Source organism: Paraburkholderia sp. Ac-20347 (genome assembly GCF_017104805.1).
GTDB lineage: Bacteria > Pseudomonadota > Gammaproteobacteria > Burkholderiales > Burkholderiaceae > Paraburkholderia > Paraburkholderia tropica.
In genome coordinates this window covers 1-21,840 of record NZ_JAAGPN010000104.1, presented here as the reverse complement: position 1 = coordinate 21,840, position 21,840 = coordinate 1, and the positions used below count along the sequence as shown (strand labels likewise).

16 protein-coding genes are annotated in these 21,840 nt (G+C 66.1%); 6 read left to right on the top strand and 10 right to left on the bottom strand.

The genetic code is table 11. The annotated features are described in order from the left end of the window. Positions 1-18: 18 nt before the first annotated feature. Together G3N97_RS20120 and G3N97_RS20115 are read right to left on the bottom strand one after the other, a co-directional pair. Entirely contained in the window at positions 19-1,455 is a 1,437-nt protein-coding gene (locus G3N97_RS20120) for an FAD-dependent oxidoreductase (protein WP_241030695.1), read from the bottom strand. Between the two features lie 295 nt (positions 1,456-1,750). Next, on the bottom strand, positions 1,751-2,098 hold the full coding sequence (locus tag G3N97_RS20115) for a cupin domain-containing protein (protein ID WP_074986924.1): 348 nt from the start codon (positions 2,096-2,098) through the stop codon (positions 1,751-1,753). A gap of 240 nt (positions 2,099-2,338) precedes the next feature. Between G3N97_RS20115 and G3N97_RS20110 the strand changes: the two genes are divergently transcribed. The 4 genes from G3N97_RS20110 (at position 2,339) to G3N97_RS20095 (ending at position 7,738) form a co-directional block, all read left to right on the top strand. Next, the gene (locus tag G3N97_RS20110) at positions 2,339-3,181 is read left to right on the top strand and encodes a helix-turn-helix transcriptional regulator (RefSeq protein WP_074986925.1); all 843 of its coding nucleotides are present in this window, start codon (positions 2,339-2,341) and stop codon (positions 3,179-3,181) included. 116 nt (positions 3,182-3,297) lie between these two features. Continuing rightward, complete coding sequence (speB, locus tag G3N97_RS20105) at positions 3,298-4,248, top strand: agmatinase (RefSeq protein WP_205994785.1); 951 nt, start codon at positions 3,298-3,300, stop codon at positions 4,246-4,248. A gap of 136 nt (positions 4,249-4,384) precedes the next feature. Beyond that, a complete protein-coding gene (locus G3N97_RS20100; protein WP_241030694.1) occupies positions 4,385-5,794 on the top strand; it encodes an aldehyde dehydrogenase family protein in 1,410 nt (469 codons plus the stop codon). A 204-nt stretch (positions 5,795-5,998) separates the two neighbouring features. Beyond that, positions 5,999-7,738: a hypothetical protein gene (locus tag G3N97_RS20095; protein ID WP_205994783.1), complete on the top strand. Its 1,740-nt coding sequence runs from the start codon at positions 5,999-6,001 to the stop codon at positions 7,736-7,738. A 28-nt stretch (positions 7,739-7,766) separates the two neighbouring features. On the opposite strand, the gene G3N97_RS20090 is transcribed toward G3N97_RS20095, so the two are convergent. The 3 genes from G3N97_RS20090 to G3N97_RS20080 form a co-directional block, all read right to left on the bottom strand. Continuing rightward, entirely contained in the window at positions 7,767-8,912 is a 1,146-nt protein-coding gene (locus G3N97_RS20090) for an MFS transporter (RefSeq protein ID WP_205994782.1), read from the bottom strand. 51 nt (positions 8,913-8,963) lie between these two features. Further along, positions 8,964-9,746, bottom strand: a complete 783-nt coding sequence (locus G3N97_RS20085; RefSeq protein WP_205994781.1) for a DeoR/GlpR family DNA-binding transcription regulator — start codon at positions 9,744-9,746, stop codon at positions 8,964-8,966. 91 nt (positions 9,747-9,837) lie between these two features. Then, entirely contained in the window at positions 9,838-10,635 is a 798-nt protein-coding gene (locus G3N97_RS20080) for a PhzF family phenazine biosynthesis protein (RefSeq protein ID WP_205994780.1), read from the bottom strand. Positions 10,636-11,161: 526 nt separating this feature from the next. Here G3N97_RS20080 and G3N97_RS20075 point away from each other — a divergent pair. Next, positions 11,162-12,316 carry a branched-chain amino acid ABC transporter substrate-binding protein gene (locus tag G3N97_RS20075; RefSeq protein WP_205994779.1) on the top strand — a complete coding sequence of 385 codons (1,155 nt, stop codon included), beginning with the start codon at positions 11,162-11,164 and terminating at the stop codon, positions 12,314-12,316. Positions 12,317-12,371: 55 nt separating this feature from the next. Here G3N97_RS20075 and G3N97_RS20070 read toward each other — a convergent pair whose 3' ends face one another. The 3 genes from G3N97_RS20070 to G3N97_RS20060 form a co-directional block, all read right to left on the bottom strand. Beyond that, positions 12,372-13,391 (bottom strand): 2-dehydropantoate 2-reductase, encoded by a 1,020-nt coding sequence (locus tag G3N97_RS20070; RefSeq protein WP_205994778.1) that lies wholly within the window; start codon positions 13,389-13,391, stop codon positions 12,372-12,374. A gap of 76 nt (positions 13,392-13,467) precedes the next feature. Further along, entirely contained in the window at positions 13,468-14,235 is a 768-nt protein-coding gene (locus tag G3N97_RS20065; protein ID WP_176081786.1) for a class II aldolase/adducin family protein, read from the bottom strand. Between the two features lie 161 nt (positions 14,236-14,396). Next, complete coding sequence (locus G3N97_RS20060; RefSeq protein WP_205994777.1) at positions 14,397-15,698, bottom strand: MFS transporter; 1,302 nt, start codon at positions 15,696-15,698, stop codon at positions 14,397-14,399. Positions 15,699-15,961: 263 nt separating this feature from the next. Here G3N97_RS20060 and G3N97_RS20055 point away from each other — a divergent pair, with 263 nt between their 5' ends. Next, complete coding sequence (locus tag G3N97_RS20055) at positions 15,962-16,336, top strand: response regulator (protein WP_205994776.1); 375 nt, start codon at positions 15,962-15,964, stop codon at positions 16,334-16,336. A gap of 22 nt (positions 16,337-16,358) precedes the next feature. Here the strand turns inward: G3N97_RS20055 and G3N97_RS20050 are convergent, their stop codons facing one another. After that, positions 16,359-16,814, bottom strand: coding sequence for a DUF3331 domain-containing protein (locus tag G3N97_RS20050; RefSeq protein WP_205994775.1), 456 nt, complete (start codon positions 16,812-16,814; stop codon positions 16,359-16,361). Positions 16,815-17,008: 194 nt separating this feature from the next. After that, on the bottom strand, positions 17,009-21,840 hold a 4,832-nt coding region (locus G3N97_RS20045; RefSeq protein ID WP_205994774.1), incomplete at its 5' end, for a trifunctional serine/threonine-protein kinase/ATP-binding protein/sensor histidine kinase.

Genomic DNA, 21,840 nt, shown 5'->3' with positions numbered 1-21,840 from the left:
CCGCTGCGCCGCCGTCACTTACATGGGGAAACCCATCGCCTTGATGCCCTTGATCCAGGCGCGCTTCCAGCCGCCTTCGGCATCGGCGCCATCGAACGCATGGAAGGTCACCTTCGCGGCGAGCCAGCGCACCGGCTCCGGCGGGATATACGTGGGGCTCTGATTGGCGATGTCGAGCGTGCGTTCGGGGCTCTGGCGATCGAACAGAATGTTCAGGCCCATGAACGCGCCGAAGCGGCTCGCCGCGACGCCGAAACCCGTATAGCCCGCGACGAACACCGCCTTGTCGCCGAGATAGCGCTTTGCGAACACCGAGCCGCGTGAGCAGTAATCGATCGGGCCGCCCCATGCGTGCGAGAAACGCACGTCGCTGAGTTGCGGAAAGGTCTTGTAGAACGCCTGCGCGAGACGGTAATAGGTTTCGCGCTGCTGGTCCTGCTGCGGGTCCGGATTGCCGTCGAAGTGATAGCTCACCAGGCCGCCGAAAATGATGTTGTTGTTCTTCGTGAGGCGGAAATAATTGAGCTGCGTGCGCGTGTCGTAAATGCCCTGGCGATTCTTCCAGCCGATGCGCGCGAGTTGTTCGTCGGTGAGCGGCTCGGTGGCGAGCACGTGATCGCGCACCTGCAGCACGCGGCGATTGATGTCGGCGATGCCCACCTTCGCGGTGCCGCTGCCGAACAGCACGCGCTTCGCGCGCACGCTGCCTTCGGGCGTTTTGACGAACACGCTCTCGCCTTCGTCGGTCACGCTCGTGAGCGGGCTGTGTTCGTAGAGCCGCACGCCGAGTTTGAGCGCTGCGCGCTTGAGCCCCCACGCGAGCTTCGCCGGATGCACGATGCCGCTGCGATTGCGCGACCAGAGCGCGCCCGCGAACAGCGGCGAATTCAGCTGCTCGCGCGTGGCCTGCTCGTCGAGCATCACGACGTTGTGGCCGTATTCCGTGTGCAGATCGTAATCGGCCTGCAGATGCGCGACGTGCTCGGGATCGACGGCCACGGTCATTTCGCCGTTCCATTCGATATCCGCGTCGATGTCGTAGCGCTTGAGCGTCTCTTCGAAACCGTCGAGATTGCGCTGGCCGAATTCTTCCAGTTCGGCGATGTCGTCGGGGAACACGCGCACTGCGTTCGGCAGGCCGTGCATCACCGAGGTCGAGATGATGCCGCCCGCGCGGCCCGATGCGCCATGCGCGACCTGGCCCGCTTCGATCAGCACCACATCGAGTTCCGGCATCTGTTCCTTCGCCTGCACCGCCGCCCACAAACCCGTGAAACCGCCGCCGACGATCAGCAGATCGGCGCGCGTGTCGCTCGTGAGTTTCGGCTCGGCGGGCGGCTCGGCGGGATTGTCGAGCCAGTACGGAAACAGCTTGGTGCGGGCGAGCGCTTCCTCCACGCCCAGCGCGACCGGCTGGCGCGCGGCGGGACGCGCATCGATTGCATCGGCAGGCATGCCCGCTTCGAAGAGTTGGGCGCGGTCATTCATGATGCGTCTCCTTTTCCAGTGCCGAGGCGGCGCAATGCAGCGCGTCGCGTTGAAACCGGCTGTTCGTGACGGGGACGGAAGCCCGCGCGCCGCAGGCGGCGGGCGAGATGGGACGATTCGCGGAGGGGCTCATGATGGCTTCGCTGCTTGAGGCGGGGTTGAGGCGGGATTGAGGCGAAAGTGCGGCTGAACTGATGCGACACGTAAAGCGGAATTCGGATCAAGCCGCACCGCCCCCACGAGGACGGCGCGGCTTGCTGAATTACTGCTGCGGTTCGAGCAGGACGTAGAACTTCTTCGCGTCCTCGACCGTTTCCCAGCGGCCGGCGAAACCGGCGGGCAGCAGATAGCCCTGGCCCGCGGTGAATTCCTTGCGGCCGCCGTTCACGTCGGTCAGCGCGATCTTGCCTTCGACGAGCCACACGGCTTCGTCCGCGCCCGTGGCCGGGAATTCGACCGCGCCGACCTTGCCTTCCCACCAGCCCACCACGTAATTGCCGCTCTTGCCTTCGGCGCCGCGCCAGTCGCCTTCGTCCATGCCGTAGTCGAGCTTGGTGTAGTCGCCCAGACCTGCGCCCAGTTCCTTGACGTCGTGAATCAGCTTGCTCATGTTGGTTTCCTTCGATGTGTCGGTTTCAAATGATTCGGTGGCGCCAAAGTTACCGACTCGCGACGCGACGGTATGCCCCCCCTCAGGGGGGGCAATATGCCTTTTGCGGCATTTTCGTCATATTTCCAGGGTTTTCCCTTGTGCATTTCCGGTCTGCCGATCACCACGCGCAAAACCCCGCCTCGCGGGCCGTTCAGCCCTTCGGCTATAATCGATTCGCCTTGTTTTCCGGTGCGCGCCATGCTGCTCAACGTCCCCCCGCACCCCGATTCCGCGAATTTCCCACTCTCGTTCAAGACGCTCGGTCAGGTGATCGAAGCCGTCGGCACGCCCGATTTCGTGCCGCGTCTCACGCTGCTGCTGAACGAAATCGTGCCGCTCAACGTCGTGCATATCGAACGCTCGCGCGTCGACAGCAGCATGCCCACGGGCTTTCGCTGCGAGTGGATCGGCAGCAGCGGCGTGGGCGTGGACAGCGGCACGATTTCCGACGTGATGACGCTCTACTACGACCGCTTCTACGAAAGCGATCCGCTGTTCGCGGGCATTCGCGGCAAGGTCGGCACGCTGCTCGTGGTGCGCGACATCGGCGCGATTCCGCCGGGCGAATTCCGCCAGCGCCTCTTCGACGAAGCGCTGATCGCGCACGAATGCGTGCTTGCGCGCGGCACGCGCCACGGCCAGCATTCGATCGCGCTCGAACGCGCCCTCAATGCGCCGCCGTTCACGCTCGCGGAGATGAACCGCTTTCGCAACGTCAGCGACTTTCTGTTTCCGCTGCTCGAATTGCACGCGACCACCAGCGCCGCGCGTCGCGTCGCGCATCCCACGTCGTTTCTGCATCCGCTCGCGCAATTCGATGCGCGCATCGCCGCCGACGCCATTCGCCTCTCGAAGCGCGAATACGAAATCTGCGCGCACCTCATCACGGGCCGCACGGTGCCCGAAGCCGCCGAAATTCTCGGCGTGCGCACCGCCACGGCCGAGTCCTATGTGAAGCGCGCCTTCGCCAAACTCGGCGTGCGCACCAAGCGCGAACTGGTGGGCTGGGGCCAGGCTTGCCCCCGTTTGCAGGGCGCGTAACGCGGCTTTTGCATCGATCGACGTCGATGTAAACATCTCCACTTCGTAATTCGCGCGACGTGCGTCTCGCCTACCATCGCCCGATCGTCATCACTTCAAGATCGGAGACACAGGACATGCAGCGCGAACTCAACCAGCCGCTCGGCGGCAACGACATGCCGCGTTTCGGCGGCATCGCCACCATGATGCGGCTGCCGCAAGCGACCAGCACCGAAGGCCTCGACGCGTGTTTCGTCGGCGTGCCGCTCGACCTCGGCACCTCGAACCGCTCGGGCGCGCGCTTCGGGCCGCGCCAGATCCGCTCGGAATCGGTGCTGCTGCGTCCCTACAACATGGCGACGCGCGCCGCGCCGTTCGACTCGCTGCAAGTGGCGGATATCGGCGACGTCGCCACGAATCCGTACGATTTGAAGGACTCGATCCGCCTGATCGAAGCGGCCTACGACGAGATCGTCGCGACCGGCTGCCGGCCGATCACGCTCGGCGGCGACCACACGATCGCGTGGCCGATCCTGCGCGCGCTGCACAAGAAGTACGGCAAGGTCGCGGTCGTGCATATCGATGCACACGCCGACGTCAACGACACCATGTTCGGCGAGAAGATCGCGCACGGCACGCCGTTCCGCCGCGCGGTGGAAGACGGCCTGCTCCAATGCGACAAGGTCACGCAGATCGGTCTGCGCGGCACCGGCTATCATGCCGACGACTTCGACTGGTGCCGTCAGCAAGGCTTCACCGTCGTGCAAGCCGAGGAATGCTGGAACAAGTCGCTCGCGCCGCTGATGGCGCAGGTGCGCGAACGCGTGGGCGACACGCCCGTGTATCTGAGCTTCGACATCGACGGTCTCGATCCCTCGTTCGCGCCCGGCACCGGCACGCCGGAAGTGGGCGGTCTCACCGTGCAGCAGGGCCTCGAAATCGTGCGCGGCATGAAGGGCCTCAACGTCGTGGGCGCCGACCTCGTGGAAGTCTCGCCGCCGTACGACCAGGCCGGCACGACCGCCCTGGTGGGCGCGAACCTCGCGTTCGAAATGCTCTGCGTGATGCCGGGCGTCGCGTACCGCTGATACGCGCGTCGATGCGCACGAATACGCCCAACTCCGGCTCGATTTTCAACGGACCCTCATCATGACCACCGTCACTCCTCTTCGCCGCGACGACGGCCCGTTCGTGCTGCCCGCCGCGCTCGTTGCGGGCGCAACGATGCACGCCGACGACGCCAAACACGCCACCGCCATCCACAACGCCTCGACCGGCGAAACGATCGGCTGGCAGGAACCGGCGAGCGCCGCGCAGATCGACGCCGCCGTGCGCGCCGCGCATGGCGCACTCGGCGCGTGGCGCGCGACCCCGCCCGCCGCGCGCGGCAAGCTGCTGCGCAAGATCGCCGAACTGATCGAAGCGGACCGCGCGCGCCTCGCCGCGATGCAGATGCAGGTGAGCGGCAAGCCGCCGTTCGAAGCCGATCTCGACGTGAGCGACGCCATCGCGACCTTCACGTATTACGGCGACCTGTGCGCGGAAACCGGCGCGTTCGCGCCCGAGACGATCGCGCTGCCCGACGAGACCGTCACGGGCGAGCGCTACTACGAAGCGGTCGGCGTGGCCGCGCTGATCGTGCCGTGGAATTTCCCGATGGTGACGACCGCGTGGAAGCTCGCGCCCGCGCTCGCGGCGGGCTGCACCGTGGTGCTGAAACCGTCCGAGCTGACCTCGCCGGTCGAGCATCTGCTGGCGCAGATCGTCAGCGAAGCGGGGGTGCCCGATGGCGTGGTCAATCTCGTCAACGGCGGCGGCGAAGTGGGCGCGCAGCTCACGGCGCATCCGCTCGTCGACAAGATTTCATTTACGGGCAGCACCGCCGTGGGCCGCAAGGTGATGCAGACGGCCGCGCTGGACATGAAGCGCGTGACGCTCGAACTGGGCGGCAAATCGGCGCTGATCGTGCGCGCCGATGCGGACATCGATCACGCGGTCTCGCTCGCGGTGAGCGGCGCGTTCGCGAACGCCGGACAAATGTGCTCGGCGACGGCGCGCATTCTCGTGCAGGACGACGTCTACCGTAAATTCATGGCCGCGTTCGAGACGGCGGTGCGTGCGGTCAATGTGGGCGCGCCGGATGTCGAGCAGGTTTCGATGGGGCCGCTGATTTCGCAGGCGCAACGCGCGCGTGTGCAGGCGCTCGTTGAACAGGGCGTGGCGGCGGGCGCGCAGGTCGCCTTCAGCGGCAATGCGGACAGCGCGCGCGGCGCGGGCTTCTTCATGGCGCCCGTGGTAGTGGCCGAGCCGGATGCCGACAACGTGTTGTGGACCGATGAAGTGTTCGGGCCGGTCGCGTGCGTGAAGTCGTTCCGCACCGACGACGAAGCCATCGCGCTGGCCAACGATACGCGCTATGGGCTCGTGGCGACGGTCGTGACGCAGGACGCCGAGGCGCAACGCCGCTACAAGGCGGAACTGCGCGCGGGACTCGTCTGGATCAACACGCCGCAATTGATCTTTCCGCAGGTGTGCTGGGGCGGCATGGGCCTGAGCGGCATCGGGCGCGAACTGGGACTCGCGGGTCTGCGCAGCTATCAGGAATTGCGGCACACGGTGGCCGCTGCGAGGTAATCGGGCGGTTTGGCCGCGGCGATTTTCTTGCGTGTTTTATGCGTGTTTGCGGCGCTTGCCCGGGTGGGGCGGCGCCGTTTTTTTATGCGCGCGCAGTCCTGTGGCATGTGAATGCCGGGGTCAAGGTTTGGAGATTTCAGCCGTTACTTCATTGGCTGTCCTGCTTCAGGGACATTCTTCGCACCATCGATTTTCGCAGGCACGATGACACCGCAAAAACTGCTCACATGGCTTGGCGAATTCGCCAAGGCGAATCCCACCTTTGTCGCCTCCGTCAGCATTCTCACGCTGGGCGGCATTCCGTTGCTGGCCTATGCACTACACATCGACCAGTTGCCGGATTTCTCGCTAACGGACCTGACCGGCGCGCTAATCGCGACGTTCATCACCGAAGTGTTCGTGGGCGTTTTGCTCGCGGTCTATCTGGTGGCTGCGGGCTTTGCCGCGCGCTGGAGCGTGCGCTCGTTCTATCCGCTCGCCAGTTACTGGAGCGCGCCCAATCCGGCCAAGGTTGTCGAGCAGATCGAGCAGACCGGCATCGTGGACTACCTGATGAAGGGCCGATTCATCATCGGCGCAACCGTGATCTGTTCCATCGTATGGTCTGGTGTCATTGTCCCGGTCGTGGTCGATTGGCATGCTGTAGGACGCGCGTTATTCGTCAATTGGACCTTCTACGCCGCTTCGCTTCTCTGCGCGATTGCGCTCACGCTGGCGGACTGGCGTAAACGGCAGCGCAAGCAGCAACACCCGTGGCCGAAGTTCGCATTGGGCGCGACAATGTTGCTCACATGGAGCATCTGGCTCGGTTGGCGAATCTATGTACCCAGCCCCGTCCCGCCCGTAACCGCGCAGCCAGTTGCTGCAACGGCACGCGCCGCCGCGCGTGATCCGTCAAGCGGCGACTGGCTCGCCCTGGCCATTCATCGCCTGTCTTCATTCAATCCCCTGTATTGGGTGGCGGCGATCGCAATCGTCGCAATCGCAATCGTCATCCTGGCGCGTTGGTTCAAGGCAATCAAAGCACTGTTCCAGAAGCTGGTGTCAGACCAGGAAATGCGTTTGCGCAACGCGAAAATATTCACCACTGCCCTCTTTGGATTCGCAATGGTGTTGCCGGTGCTGTTTCTCTGGGCGATCGTCATCAACGGCAAGACGGAACTGCAAACATACGTGGCGGTCGCGGGCTGCGTCATGCTCGCCATGTTGAACTGGCTGAGTTTCGCGGCACACCGGACGACGGTGCGCTTACTGACCATGGTCGGCGCGCTGTTTTTCTGCGTGGCCTTCGTGCCTTTGCTGATGCAAAACCCTACGTTCTATCCGCAGATGGTCGTACGCATGCTGGGACTCGGGAATATCTACGCATCGAGCGTCACACTCTCATCGCAGCAATGCGCGACACTGCGCCCCTATGGCGTGGATTGTGAAGCGAAGAAAGACGAGAGCATCACGGTCACCAACGTGAACATCCTGAACCGCCTCGGCAATTCCGTGCTCATGGAACTGATGGTGGACGACACGCAGATCTGTGGCCTCGAAAGCAGCGCGTCCCGGCAATTGCCGTCAAGCGATGCACACGGCGAAATCCGTCTGCGTGAACTGACGCTCTGTCACGGCGTTCCCCAGCAGCAACAGCGGGACCCAGGCTGTGATTCGCTGCTGATGGAGCGCTTGCGGTACCCGACGCACCTCGATCCCGCGCGTCTGACCTGCGTGTACCTCAGCGTCCCCAAGGATCAACTGATCGGATTCACGCCGGATGGCGCACGCACCTACCTCCACGGCTACTCGCACTACGTCGATGCCATCAAACGGCCTGCACCCGTGCCGACACCGACACCCCAGCCGAAGCCGAAGCTGAATCCCCACCCGCATCCGCGTCCCGCGCCGCACCCATGCGACTGCCTCACGCGCTCGTCCACACCCACACCGGCAAATTGAGCACCACGCGCCGCCCACGCGGCGCGTCTCACTCCTTAGCAGAAGTCGCCGTCACCAACGTCGCGCAGCATGGCACGATGCACAGCAACCCCAGCAACACCCAGAACGCCGTCTCCAGCCCCACCGCCTTCGCGACAAAGCCCACCCCCGCCGGCCCCACCAGAATCCCCGCATAACCCGTCGTCGTGATCGCGGCGATCGCCATGGCGGCGGGCATCGCCTTTTGCGAACCCGCGCGCCGGAACAGCACCGGCACGATGTTCGCCGCGCCGAGGCCGATCAGCAGAAAGCCCGCCAGCGCCAGCGTCGCGAGCGGCGAGAGCAGCACGACCGCGAAGCCCGCCACCGCCACCGCGCCGCCCCAGATCAGCGTCGCGCGGTCGCCGATGCGTGCGGTCACGGCGTCGCCGGTCAGGCGGCCCGCCGTCATCGCGATTGCGAACAGCATGTAGCCGAGGCCGCCCTGCGCGGCGCTCACGAGCCCTTTGCCCGTGATGAGCAGCGCGCTCCAGTCGAGCAACGCGCCTTCGGCGAGAAACGTGATGCCCGTGAGCGCCGCGATCAGCAGCACGATGCCGCGCGGCGTGACGAACAATGGACCACCGCCCGTCTGCTTCGCGCGCAGCAGACGCGGACGCGCCACGAGCATCGCCGCCAGCATCAGCACCGAGCACAGCAGCGTGCTTTCGAGCGCGCCCACCTGCATCGAAAGCAGGAAGGTCATGAACGTCGATCCCGCGAAGCCGCCCACGCTGAACAGCGCGTGAAAGCCCGACATCAGCGGACGTTGCGCCGCGCGTTCGACCTCGACGGCATGCACGTTCATGGCGACGTCGAGCGAACCGAGCGCCGCGCCGAACGCCAGCAGCGTGATGCCGAGCGCAAGCGGCGTGGCCGCGATCGTCAGCAGCGGCAGGACGATCGCGAGCCCGATGCCGCTCGCCACGATGATCGGCTTGCTGCCATAACGCGCACTCAGCGCGCCGGTGACCATCATCGCCGCGACCGAGCCGAGGCCGATGCACAGCAGCAGCATGCCGAGCAGACCGTCGTCCACGTCGAGCCGATGCTTCGCGAACGGCACCAGCGGCGCCCAGCACGCAATGCCGAAACCGGCGACGAGAAAAGCCAGACGCGTCGCGAGACGCGTGGCGGGACGATCGGCGAAATCCATCGGGTTCGGCTCCGTGCGATGAGGTTGAGTGGCGGGAAAGCGGCAGACGCTTCAGCGCACGTCGGGACGTTCGGCCTTGATGACAACCGTGCCCGCTTTCGTGAGCGCCTTGATGTGCGCAGCCGGTGCGTCGTGCTCGACGATCACGCTCGCGATGTCGTCGATCGACGCCACGCGGTGCGCGGCGCTCGCGCCGAGTTTGTCGGTCGTGCTCAAGATGGCGACGCGGCGGCTGCGCGCGAGCAGCGCGCGCTTGAAGCCGGCATCCGCGAATTCGAACGCGCTCACGCCGTCTTGCGGCGCGACGGCGCACGCGCCCAGAAAACAGCGGTCGATATTCATGTTCGCGATGCTGGCGAGCGCCGCGGCATCGACGCTGCCGCCCACCACCGGGTCCACCGCGCCGCCCACCATGATGAGCGCGATGTCGGCGCGCCGCAGCAGCGCGGCGGCGACGTCGATGGAATTGGTGGCGACGGTGAGATCGTGGTCTTCGGGCAGCGCGTCGGCGAGCGCGAGGTGCGTGCTGCCGCTGTCGAGAAACAGCAATTCGCCGCGTTCGATCTGCGCGACGGCGGCGCGCGCGAGCGCGGCCTTGCGTTCGCGCGCGGCGTCCATGCGCGCGGACATGGGCGCGGACGCCGGCGAGACGGGCAGCGCGCCGCCGTAGACGCGGCGGCAGCGCCCTTCGGCGGCAAGCGCGCGCAGGTCGCGGCGGATCGCGTCTTCGGACACGCCGAATTCGGCAGCGAGTGCAACGGCCACGACGGACTCGCCGGCGGTGAGACGGCTGGCGATCAGTTCGCGGCGGGCAAGCGGAATATCATCGGTCATGCCCTATCATATCGTGCATAAACGAGAATGTAAACGTGCACAAACGTGCACGCTAATCCCTATCCATCGGTCTGATTGATCACGTCCTTCCTCATTCCGGCACCTCAATCACCCCTTCCAGATACTGCACGGCCTGACCGGCGATCCGCACGCGGCCCGCATCGAGCCTGCAATGCAGCAGCCCGCTGCGCCGCGAAGCCTGCAACGCGAGCAACTGCGTTTTACCGAGCCGTTTCGCCCACAGCGGCGTGAGCGCGGTATGAATCGATCCGGTCACGGGATCTTCATCGCCGCCATTTGCGGGCCAGAAATAGCGCGACGCGAAATCGACGCGATCGCCCGGCGCCGTCACCACCACATCGCGCGGTCCGAGGCGCGCGATCAAGGCGAGATCGGGCACGACGGCACGCACCTGCGCCTCGTTTTCATACACGGCAATATAGGCCTGCTGACAAACAAAAACTTCTTGCGGACGAATCGACAAACCGCGCGCCAGTTCATCCGGCAATTCGTTGACCGGCTCGATTTCGCGCTCAGGAAAATCCATTTCGATCATGCCATCCGCGCCGCGTCGAACGCTAAATGCGCCCACCGCATCGGCGTGAAATTCAATCTGCTCGCGTTCGGGAAAACGTTTGAACAACACGAATGCGCTTGCCAGCGTTGCGTGTCCGCAAAAGGCAATTTCGGTGATCGGCGAAAACCAGCGAATGGCGAATCGGCCATTCGCATCGGGCGCGACGAAAGCCGTTTCGGACAGGTTATTTTCCGTCGCCACCGCTTGCATCAACGAAACGGAAAGCCAGCGTTCCAGCAATACGACCGCTGCGTAATTGCCTTTGAAGATTTCGCTGGTAAACGCATCGATTTGGTAGAGAGGCAGCTTCATGGCGCGTGGTTATCCTGAACGATAAATTGCTTCCGAAAGTCGTCCTTATGCTATCGGCCGCTATTCGCTTCGGACAGGTACGCCTTGAGGCTTTGCTCGATAAAAATTGACCGCTGCGCGAACTCACCTCGACTGTGCGCTTCCGGTCGCCCGACAATGTTCCCGAATGCGGAACGAAAGCAATCGTCGCCATGATGGGGTAAACCAGACCAGCGCCAGACCAACGCCAGATCACTGCCTTCCACATCGCGCACCTGGCGGCAATCAGCCTGCCAAAAATGTTCCGACTTATCAGTGTTTCTGATAATTGGCATGCCCGGCGAATTACGACAGCCCCGGGCCGAATTGCGCCGCTATGCCGATTTCTGCATCGAAGCTGTTTAATTCCTGCAAGACTCGACCACTTTTGGACTTCTATATTGCTCGCAGCCGACCAGCGCAATGCCGCAATGCGAGGGGCACGCGCCTGCAAGACCGTCAAGGGTGCAGGTTCCCGCACGATCCACCATCGAGGAGTCCAACAACAATGAAAATGCAGAAGTCGTTCGTTTCCGCCGCATGCGTTCTGGGCGCAACCCTGAGCATCGCGCCCTGCGTTTTCGCAGCCGCGCCCGTCGAGGTCAAGATCGGTTTCGCCGCGCCGCTGACCGGCGGCCAGGCCCACTATGGCGCCGACTTCAAGAGCGGCGTGCAGCTCGCCATCGACGACATGAACGCCGCCAATCCGGTCATCGGCGGCAAGCCGGTGCATTTCGTGCTCGACGCCCAGGACGACCAGGCCGATCCGCGCACCGGCACGACCGTCGCGCAGAAGCTCGTCGACGACGGCGTGGTCGCCGTGATCGGCCACTACAACTCGGGCACCAGCATTCCGGCCGCGCCGATCTACGCGAAGGCCGGCATTCCGGAAATCGCCATGGCCACCGCGCCGACCTACACGCGCCTCGGCCTGCCGACCACCTTCCGCCTGCTGACCTCGGACACGCAGCTCGGCAGCGTGCTCGGCGACTACGCGGTGAAGGGCCTCAAGTTCAAGCGTCTGGCCATCGTCGACGACCGCACGGCTTACGGCCAGGGCGTCGCCGAGGAGTTCAGCAAGGCCGCGAAGGCGGCGGGCGCGACCATCGTCGATCAGGAATACACGAGCGACAAGGCCGTGGATTTCCGCGCGATTCTCACCAAGATCAAAGCCGCCAACGTCGATGCCGTGTTCTACGGCGGCGCCGACACGCAGGCCGCGCCGATGCTCAAACAGATGCGCTCGCTGGCCATCAAGGCGCCGCTGATCGGCCCGGACATGGTGCAGTCGGCCAACCTCATCAAGGTGGCGGGCGACGCGTCGGACGGCACGCTGGCCGCGTCGGAAGGCAGCCCGCTCGCGCAGATGCCGGGCGGCAAGGCGTTCGCCGATCACTATCAGAAGCGTTTCAGCCAGCCGGTCGAGCTGTACGCGCCGTATGCCTACGACGGCACGATGGCCGTGTTCAACGCGATGAAGAAGGCCGATTCGACCGATCCGCACGTGTTCCTGAGCGCGCTGAAAGCGACCAACATGAAGGGCGTGACGACCAGCGAACTCTCGTATGACCAGTACGGCGACCTGAAGTACGGCGGCGTGACGGTCTACAAGGTCGTGGGCGGCGAGTGGAAGCCGCTGCAAACCGTGGGCGTGAAGGACTAAGCCGCGCGCGTGCACGCACGAAGCCGCGAGGGCGTGAGCGCTTTCGCGGCTTTTTTTATGCGGGCCGCGCCGCGCGCAACTGCGCCAGCAGCGCGTCGCCGGTCCACGAAGGCCGCGCTGCGCTACGCTCGGCTTCACGCACGAGTTCGACCAGCCGCCCGTTCACCGGCGCCTTGCGGCCCAGATGCCCCGCGAGGCGCACCACTTCGCCGTTGATCCAGTCGATTTCGGTGCTGCGGCCCGCCGCCAGATCGTCGGACATCGACGAGCGCGCATGCGGATCGATCGTCAGCATCGCGCGGCCGAGGCGTTCGAACCACGCATCGGACACCGCGAGCAGACGCGGAATCCACGTCGCGGGCAGCGGCGTCACCTTCGCGGGCCGGATGCCCGCCAGCCCGAGCAGCGCGAGCGCTTCTTTCTGCGCCATCGCGAGACACAAGCGGTACGCGCGCTGCGACAGTTCTTCCTTGAGCGGCCGGTTCGCCAGCGCGTTGATCGCGTTGTTCAGATTGAGCAGCAGCTTGGCCCATTGGACCGGCAGCATGTCGGCGTGCTCGACGAGCGGCAGTTCCGCCTGCCTGAACGCATCGACGAAAGGCTGCATGGCAGGCGCGTGACGGATCACCAGCTCGCCCGCCGATCCCTGATGAAACGCGCCCGGTCCGCGCTCGACGACGTTGAACGGCACCATGCCTTCGAGCACCGTCTGATGCGGCAGCGCGGCGCGCAGCACGTCCGCGTTGCCGACGCCGTTCTGAAAGCTCACGACGACCGCGCCGGGACGCAGTACGCCCGCGAGTTCCGCCGCGGCAGCAGGCGTCGCGGCCGACTTCACGGTGACCAGCACGAGATCGGCGGCGATGGCGCGCGCCGCGTGCGTCGCGACGTCCACGCGTTCGGGCGGCACCTGCCAGCGGCGCGCGTCGTAACGCGAGAGCGTGAGCCCTTCGGCGCGCAAGGCGTCGGCGATCCGCGCGCGCCCGATGAAAGTGACGTCGCTGCCCGCCGCCAGCAGCCGACCGCCGAGGTAGCAGCCGACCGATCCCGCCCCGTAGATGAATATATTTGCCATGCCGTGACTCGTGTGTCGAAAGGTCCCGCCCGAGGAATAACGTTTCGGCGCGCGCGTTATTCCCGGTGCTGCGCGCTCATTGCGCGTAACCGGGGTTGAGCCGGTCGAGGCGGCGCAGCAAACCGGGCCACACGAGCGCGCCCGGCGACATGCCGCGCGTGACCTGCGCGATCTGCTGCTTGATGCCGTCGAGAATCGGCTGGCCGATGCACGTGAGCTTGCCGCCGCCCGACTGCGCGCGCACCTGGATCATGCAGGACGCTTCGAAGAAATACATCGCCACGAAGGCGTCCGCCGCCGTCGCGCCGACGGTCAGCAAGCCGTGATTGCGCAGCATGAGGTAGGTCTTGTTGCCGAGGTCGCTGACGAGGCGCGGCTTTTCGGCTTCGTTGAGCGCGATGCCCTCGTAGTCGTGATAGCCGAGCGAAGCCAGCACGCCCAGCGACTGCTGCGAGAGCGGCAGCAGCCCCGCCTCTTGCGCCGACACGGCCACGCCATTGACCGAATGCGTATGCATGACGCACAGCGCGTCCTCGCGCGCCTGATGAATGGCGCTGTGAATCGTGAATCCGGCCGGATTGATGTCGTAGGGCGAGTCGCTGACCTTGCGTCCGTCGAGATCGATCTTCACGAGCGACGACGCCGTGATCTCGTCGAACATCATGCCGTACGGGTTGATCAGGAAATGGTGCTCGGGGCCGGGCACGCGCGCGGAGATATGGGTAAACACCAGGTCGTCCCAACCGAACAGCGCGGTGAGCCGGTAAGCCGCCGCGAGATTGACGCGCGCGTCCCACTCGGCGGGGGAAATGTCGTGCTTGAGGCTGGCATTGGACGAGGTCACGGTCGCTCCTTGATCGAGGTTCGAAAGCGCTATCATGCGCGCGAACGCGCCCGGCATTTGTCGGCCAGGCGACATCTTGTGTGTGATCGGGTTGAGCGTTCCGAGCGCGGTAAAGATCGTCGTGATGAATTCGTCCGCCCTGAATTAATTCGGATGCCTATTCATAAATCTGAATTTGCACGACGCAAACCCAGCGCCGCGAGCGCACCGACCACGCAAAGCGCGCCCACATAAAGCTCCGGCGCCTGCGGACTCCACTTGAGCATCAGCGCGACGAACACCGGCGTGAGGCCGCCAAACAGCGCATACGCCACGTTGTACGAGAACGATATGCCGGAGAAACGCACGGCGGGCGGAAACGCCTGCACCATCGCCACCGGAATCGCCGCCACCGCGCCCACGAACAGACCGGACACCGCATACAGCGGCACGAGCCACGCCGTATCGGCGGCCACACCGCGCAGCATGCCCGCATACGCCGCGCCGAGCAGCAGACAGCCCACGCCGATCGTGCGCCGCGCGCCAATGCGCCCCGCCAGCCAGCCCGCGATCACGCAGCCGATCGTCAGGCAGAACGTCGCCGCCGAATTCGCTTGCAGCGCGCGCGCCGGATCGATATGAAAGCGCTTCGCCACGAGCGTCGGCGTCATGAGAATCACGACGACGATGGCGGCGGTCAGCGTCCACGTGAGCAGCATCGAGATCAGCACCGCGCGACCGTGGCCGCGCAACACCGTTTTCAACGGCGCTTCGTCGGCGAGCGCCCGGCGCGCCTGCATATCGACGAACACCGGCGTTTCGCTGAGCCAGCGCCGCAACCGCGCCGACAGCATGCCGAACAGCCCGCCGGTCACGAACGGAATACGCCACGCGTACGCGGCGATTTCCGCATGCGAGTAATGATGACTGATGCCCGATGCAATCAGCGAACCCAGCAGAATGCCGAGCGTCAGCCCGCCCGTGAGCAGGCCGCATGCATAGCCCACGTGGCGCGCCGGCACGTGTTCGGCGACGAACACCCACGCGCCCGGCACCTCGCCGCCGACCGCCGCGCCCTGCAACACGCGGCACAGCAGCAGCAACACCGGCGCGGCAATGCCGATGGCGTCGTAAGTCGGCAGCAAGCCCATCGCCAACGTGGGCAGCGCCATCAGCATCACGCTCAGCGTGAACATGCGCTTGCGTCCGGCGCGGTCGCCGAAATGCGCCATGATCACGCCGCCGAGCGGACGCGCGAGATAACCGGCCGCGAAAATGCCGAAGGTCTGCAATTGACGCAGCCAGTCGGGAATCGTCGGCGGAAAAAACAATTGACCGATGATCGCCGCGAAAAATACGTAGATCACGAAGTCGTAAAACTCGAGCGCACCGCCGAGTGCGGCGAGCGCGAGCGTTCGATGATCGCTGCGTGCGAGCGCGCGCGATGGCGCGAACGGAATCGGAGGCGTGTTCAGGGCGGGCATGATCGTGAGAGTCGGGTTGCGGGAAGGTCCGTCGCGGCGCGAACCTGGCGCGCCATACGGGATCACCGCGAACAACACCTGGCGCGCGCGCCCTATTCCATGCGGTCGACATGCGCTTCGCGCAGGCCTGTGCTGCGTGACGTCGCTATACAAGCGTATGATTTCGCGAAACATGTCGAGTCCTTACACTGCACAACGGGCTCGCATCGATAACAGGCTGCATCGCCGGCAACATCGCGGCACTGCTGTAAGGGAGAGAAATCGTGTCCACCGCTCGTCAAGTCTGCGTGGTCGACGACGATCAATCGGTTCGCCTCGCGCTCGCGAGCCTGCTGCGCTCCCTCGGTTACGAGGTCGCCACATTCGACTCGGGCAACGCACTGCTGCAATGGGCCGGCGCGAACCGCGCCGCGTGCGTGATTTCCGATCTGCAGATGCCGGGCATGTCGGGCATGCAGATGTTTCAGCTGCTGCGCGATAGCGGCATGCACGCGCCGCTGCTGCTCATCACCGCCTATCCCACCGCCGATCTCGCGGCGCGCGCGCGAGCTGTCGGCGTGCACGCCGTCCTCACCAAACCCGTCAACGCCAACGAACTCGCGGCCCATGTCGAAGCCGCGCTGAACGCGCCGGTGTGAAGCGTCGTTTTCGCCGCGCGGCTCAGATCGCCACGGCCGCCAGCAATTCGTTGATCGGCGCGAGGCGCACGCGCGTCGCGAGCATCATCGACTCCGCATTCGCGGGCGCTGGCCGCCGTCCGAACGGCCGATAGATTTCGTCGCCGCGCCGGATCGACTCGCCGCTCAGCACGCACACGCCGTTGCGCCGCGCCTTCGTGCAGCGCCAGATCTGCTCGCCGTAGCGGCACGCCGTGGGGTCCATCCAGATGATCGAAACGGTCATGGGCGTGGGGCGCTCCACGATGCGCACGGCGACGCTACAGCGCGCACTCGGCGCACCCACCGCACTCAGCGCGTGAGGCGCCGCCGCAAGACGCGGCAACGCCGTCTTGCGCGTACGCGCGGCGCGCGGCGTCTCGCCGGGCGCGCACGCGAGCCGCGACAGCACCGAGAGCGTATGCGCCCACGGATCGGATTGCATGGCGGAAACGTCCATCGCGGTGGCTCCCTCGGGCTACGTTGTTCGGCAACGCCGGCATCGCGCCGGACCAACGCGTGCATAAGCACGCAAGCGTCACGTTATCCGCTGAGCATCGTCGCGGTCCATTGCACGATCGGTTTCCGCCGGTATACGTTGGCGTGCTGCGCGTTATACCAAGGCATGAGCGCGCCATGAAAGCGCGCATCGGATCACGTGTGCGCGACGTCGCCGGGCCCAAACGCGGCGGCCAGCGAGAACACGAAGCGCGTGCCGCACGGCGTATTCGGTTCGACATCGAGCGTGCCGCCATGACGCTCGACGATCGAGCGGCAGATCGACAGCCCGAGTCCCATGCCCGTCGCCTTGGTCGTCACGAACGGCTCGAACAGCGAATGGGCGACCGTTGCGTCGAGTCCCGGTCCCGTATCGGCGACCATGACGCGCGCGCGGCCGTCGTCGTCGATCGCGCTCGACAGGTCGAGCAGACGCTCGGGCGACGCGGCGCCGCCCATCGCCTCCACCGCATTGACGATCAGATTAAGCGCGACCTGCTGGATCTGGATGCGGTCGCCCTTCACGAAGCAACCCTGCGCGATGCGGTTGCGCACCTCCACGTCGTGATGATCCACTTCCGCGCCCGCGAGCAGCAGCGCTTCCGACACCGCGCCGCGCAAGTCGAACACCGTGAGGCGCGGCGGCACGTTGCGCGCGAGTTCGCGCATGCCGTGAATGACGTCCGACGCGCGCTGGCTTTCGTTCGCGACGAGTTCGAACAGCTTGCGCGCTTCCTCGACGGCGGCCGGCTCGCGATTGAGCCAATGCACGCCCGCCGACGCCGACGAATGAATCGCGCTCACCGGCTGGCTGATTTCGTGCGCGATGGACGCCACGAACTGGCCCATCGTCGTGAGCCGCGTCACGCGCGCCAGTTCCGCCATCGCGTTGCGCAACGCTTCCTCTGTGTGCGCGATACGCTGATTCTGCTCGACCATGTCGTGATAAAGCCGCGCGTTTTCGAGCGCGATCGCCGCCTGTGCGCCGAGCACCGAGAGCACGGCGATCTTGTCGTCGGTGAAGGCGTTTTCGCTGAGGCGATTCTCCAGAAACAGCAGGCCGACCAGTCCGCCCTGACGCAGCAGCGGCATGCACAGCAGCGACTTCACGCGCGTGCGGCGCACGTAGTCGTCGCGCGTATAGGCGCCGTCGCCGGCCGCATCGCCGAGCGCGAGCGGCTGGCCCGTGCGCATCACCGTGCGCAGAACCGTGAGCGGCAAATCCTCGCTCGACACCGCGCGCCGCACGACGTTGACTTCCGCGAGTTCGGCGAGCGTCACGGCTTCGGCGTGGATCTGCCAGCTCGTCTCGCGCGATGCATCGCCCTGCGGCGCTGCGTGCTGCAACGCCAGCACGCAGCGTTGCGCGCCGGCGTGTTCGAGCGTGACGAGCACCAGCGTTTCGATCAGGCGGCTCAGCACGATCTCGCTCGACAGCGCGCTCGACGCCTTGATCACCGCCGCCACATCCAGTTGCTGCGCCGGATAAGCCGCGCTCGCCGTGGGCGCGCCCGCAGCGCTTTCCGGCTTCGCGCCGCGCTCGGTGAGCGAGCGCACCTTCGCATTCGCGCCCCACCACGCGTACGCGTGCGAGGCGTCGCGCAGGTAGGCGTCGGCGACCGTGGCGAGTCCCTGTTGCCGATGAAAGTCCGCCGCGAGTTCGCAGGCGACGGCCTCGACGTGCAGGATGCGCCGTTCGTGCGCGTGGCGAATCGCCTTGTTGTAGAGCCGCTCCGCATCGGCCGTGCGGCCATCGATGCGCGCGATTTCGGCTTCGACCAGCGCGGCGCGGCCCGTGAGATTCGCGGGCCCGACGCGCGCCCACTCGGCCAGTTGCGCGTGATGCGCGTCGAGCGCCGCGCGATGCGCCGCCGCTTCGGCGGGCGCAGTCGCGAGCGTGCACGCCTTGGCCCACGCGAGCGCGCCGAAGAAGCGATACTCGATCAATTCGAGGAACATGCGCGAGGCGCCGATCGCGCGCTGCGCCGCCGCTTCCGCTTCGAGCGCCGCCGCCAGATCGCCGCCGATCACGCTCGCCTGCAACTTGCAGGTCCAGTACGCGAAGCCCACGCTCGTCGCGTTCGACTTCACGAGTTCGAGATCGCGCTGCGCTTCTTCGTCAGCGGCGTGCGTGTCTCGCGGATCGCGTCCATCGCGCAGATGCTCGATCAACGCGATCTGCGCACGGAAGATCCCCGAATACAGAAAGAACTTCGACAGCCGCGCCACGTTCAGCCCGTTCTGCGCCTGCACGAGCACCTCGTCGAGCGGACGGCCCGCCAGCAGCAGCACGCTCGTCACGTTGCGCGCGCCCGAGACGTCGAACACCAGATCGCCGCTTTCGCGCGCGACCTTCGTGGCCTGCTCGATATAGGGCATGCCGTCCTGCGCGGGCCGCGTCCACGGAATCACGAGGCTGCCGAAGCGCATGTAGATGCGCGACTTGTAGCGCGACTGCCTGCAGCGATCGACGATATCGACGGCCAGTTGCGCGAATTCATAGCCGGTCTGGTGATCGCCGTAACGCTCCGCGAACACCAGATTCAGACAGACGAAACCGTAAGCCGCCGAATCGGACAAACCGTGCCGCACGCTCAGCAGCGCCATGTTCAGCAGGATCACGTCGAGCAGATTGACGTCGATGAACAGCGCGGGCGGAATCAGGTCCGCGAGCACGTCGAGCGCCGCGCGCCAGAGCGGATCGTCCACCCAGCCGAGCGTCGCGAGCTGCGCCACGGGCCGCTCGCCGAGCACCTCGCGCAACTGCGCATGCAGCGCGTGAACCACCTCGTCGCCGGGCCGTTCGTCGATACGCACGCCGAGGCGCGCGAGAAAATCGAGCCCCGTCGCGAGCGCCTGGGTCTGGCGGCTCTGCGCCGTTTGCAGACTGGCCGTCAAACGCGTGAGTTCGGCGCGCAGCGTCATGCCGATGGGCTTGCGCGCGAGCGTGCTCAGACGCGCCTCGGCGGGCGCGAGCGTGCCGATCAGGCATTCGACGTCGGCGCGATAGAACTCGGTCCATTGCGCGATTTCGGCGTCGGCGTGGGCGTCGATCAGCGCGGCGGCCGTTTCGAAATAGACGAGCGCCGAGGTGTACGCGGTCGCCGCCTTCGCGCGCTCGCCCGCCTGCAGATTGAGGCGCGCGAAGCGGGCGCGTTCGTCGGCGTCCTCGATGTGCGCCGCGCCGCGATTGATCTGGTTGGCGACCACGAACAGCTCGTCGGTGGGCGCGTCCTCGCGCAGACGCATCGCGAGGCGGCGGCCCGCGTCGAGATGCGTGCTCAGGCGCGCGGCGTCGCTCATCGACGCATAGGCGGCCTCGCGAATGCGATCGTGCGCGAAACGCAGCACCTGCGCATCGCGGTCGATCAGCGACGCGTGCAGCGCTTCATGCAGGCTCGCCAGCGCCGCGTCCGCGCTCAGGCCCGCGGCGGCGGCGAGATCGTCGAGCTTCACGGCCGCGCCCAGACACGCCATCACCTGCAGCGCGCGCCGCGCCGCCACGCCCAGCCGCGCGAAACGCAGCAGCATGAGGTCGGCGACATTGTCCGAATAGAGCTTCGCGCGGATGCCGTCGACATCGCGCAGCCGCAGCGTGCCTTTCTGCTCGAACTCGATCAGTCCTTCGCTCGACAGTTCGGCCGCGAATTGCAGCGTGAAAAACGGATTGCCGCCGGTCTTTTCGCGGATCAGGTCGATCACCGGATGCGCGGCATCCAGTTCGCAACCGAGCGTGTCGCCGATCAGGTGCACCACGTCGTCGCGATCGAGCGGCTCCACCGCCAGCACCTGATGACGGCCGCGCGCCTCGCCGATCAGACGCGCGACCGCGTGGTCGGCGCCCACTTCGTTGCTGCGATACGCCGCGATCAGCATGACGTGCGCCAGTTCGTCGTCGCGCGTCAGATGGTCGAGCACCGTGAGCGTGCCTTCGTCCGCCCATTGCAGATCGTCGAGGAACAGCACGACGCTGCGCCCGGGCTGTGCGAGTCCCTTGAGCAGATCGGCGAGCGTGCGCAGATAGAGCGCGCGGTCCACGTTGAACGCGGCGTCGTCGCCGTGCGCCGGGTCGCCGAGAATCAGCTTCAGGTCGGGCAGCAGCGGATAGAGCAGGCTCGCGCGTGCGCCCAGGCGCGCGGCGAGACGCGCGCGCGTGGCCGCGAAACCGGCGTCGTCCTGACCGAGTATCGGATGGATCAGGCGTTCGAGCGCGCGGGCCAGCGCGCCGTAAGGCAAGGTCGAATCGAGCTGTTCGCAGACGCCGCGCGCGAAGCCGATCGCCGCCGCGCCGGTCGCGTTGGCCCATTGCGCGACCAGCGCCGACTTGCCGCTGCCCGAATAGCCGCTCACGAACACGAGTTCCACGCCGCCGCTTTCGCTCACGCGGCGCAAGGTCTCGTCGAGCGCGTCGAGTTGTGCGCGTCGTCCGTAGAGCGCGCCCGCGCGGCGGACGACCGCCACCGTCGCGTGCAGATCGAGCGGAAAGGCCGGGGGATTCGCGGGGCGCTTAGCGGCGGCATCCGCGGGTTCGGCGGGTTCAATGCCCGTCGCGGTTCGCGCGCAACGTGCGAGATCGGCGAGCAGGCCCGTCGCCGACTGATAGCGCTCGTCGGGATTCTTCGCGAGCAGCTTCATGACGATCGCCTCGACCTGACGCGGCAGCCCGAGCGCATACGCCGATGGCCGGATCGGCGGCTTCGCGAGATGCGCATGCGCGAGCGCGATGCGGTCCGCGCCCGTGAGCGGCAGCACGCCGGTCAGCATTTCGTAGAAGAGGCAGCCGAGCGAATAAAGGTCCGCGCGGCCATCCGGCGCGCGGTCGGCGCGCGCGCAGCGCTCCGGCGACATGTACTCCATCGCGCCGCGCCAGCCCGGCAGCGCCTCATGCACGACGTCGGCATCGACACGCTGCGCGCAGCCGAAGCCCGTGAGACAGGCCGCGCGTTCGTCGGCGGCGAGCAGAATGTTGTCGGGGTTCAGATCGCCGA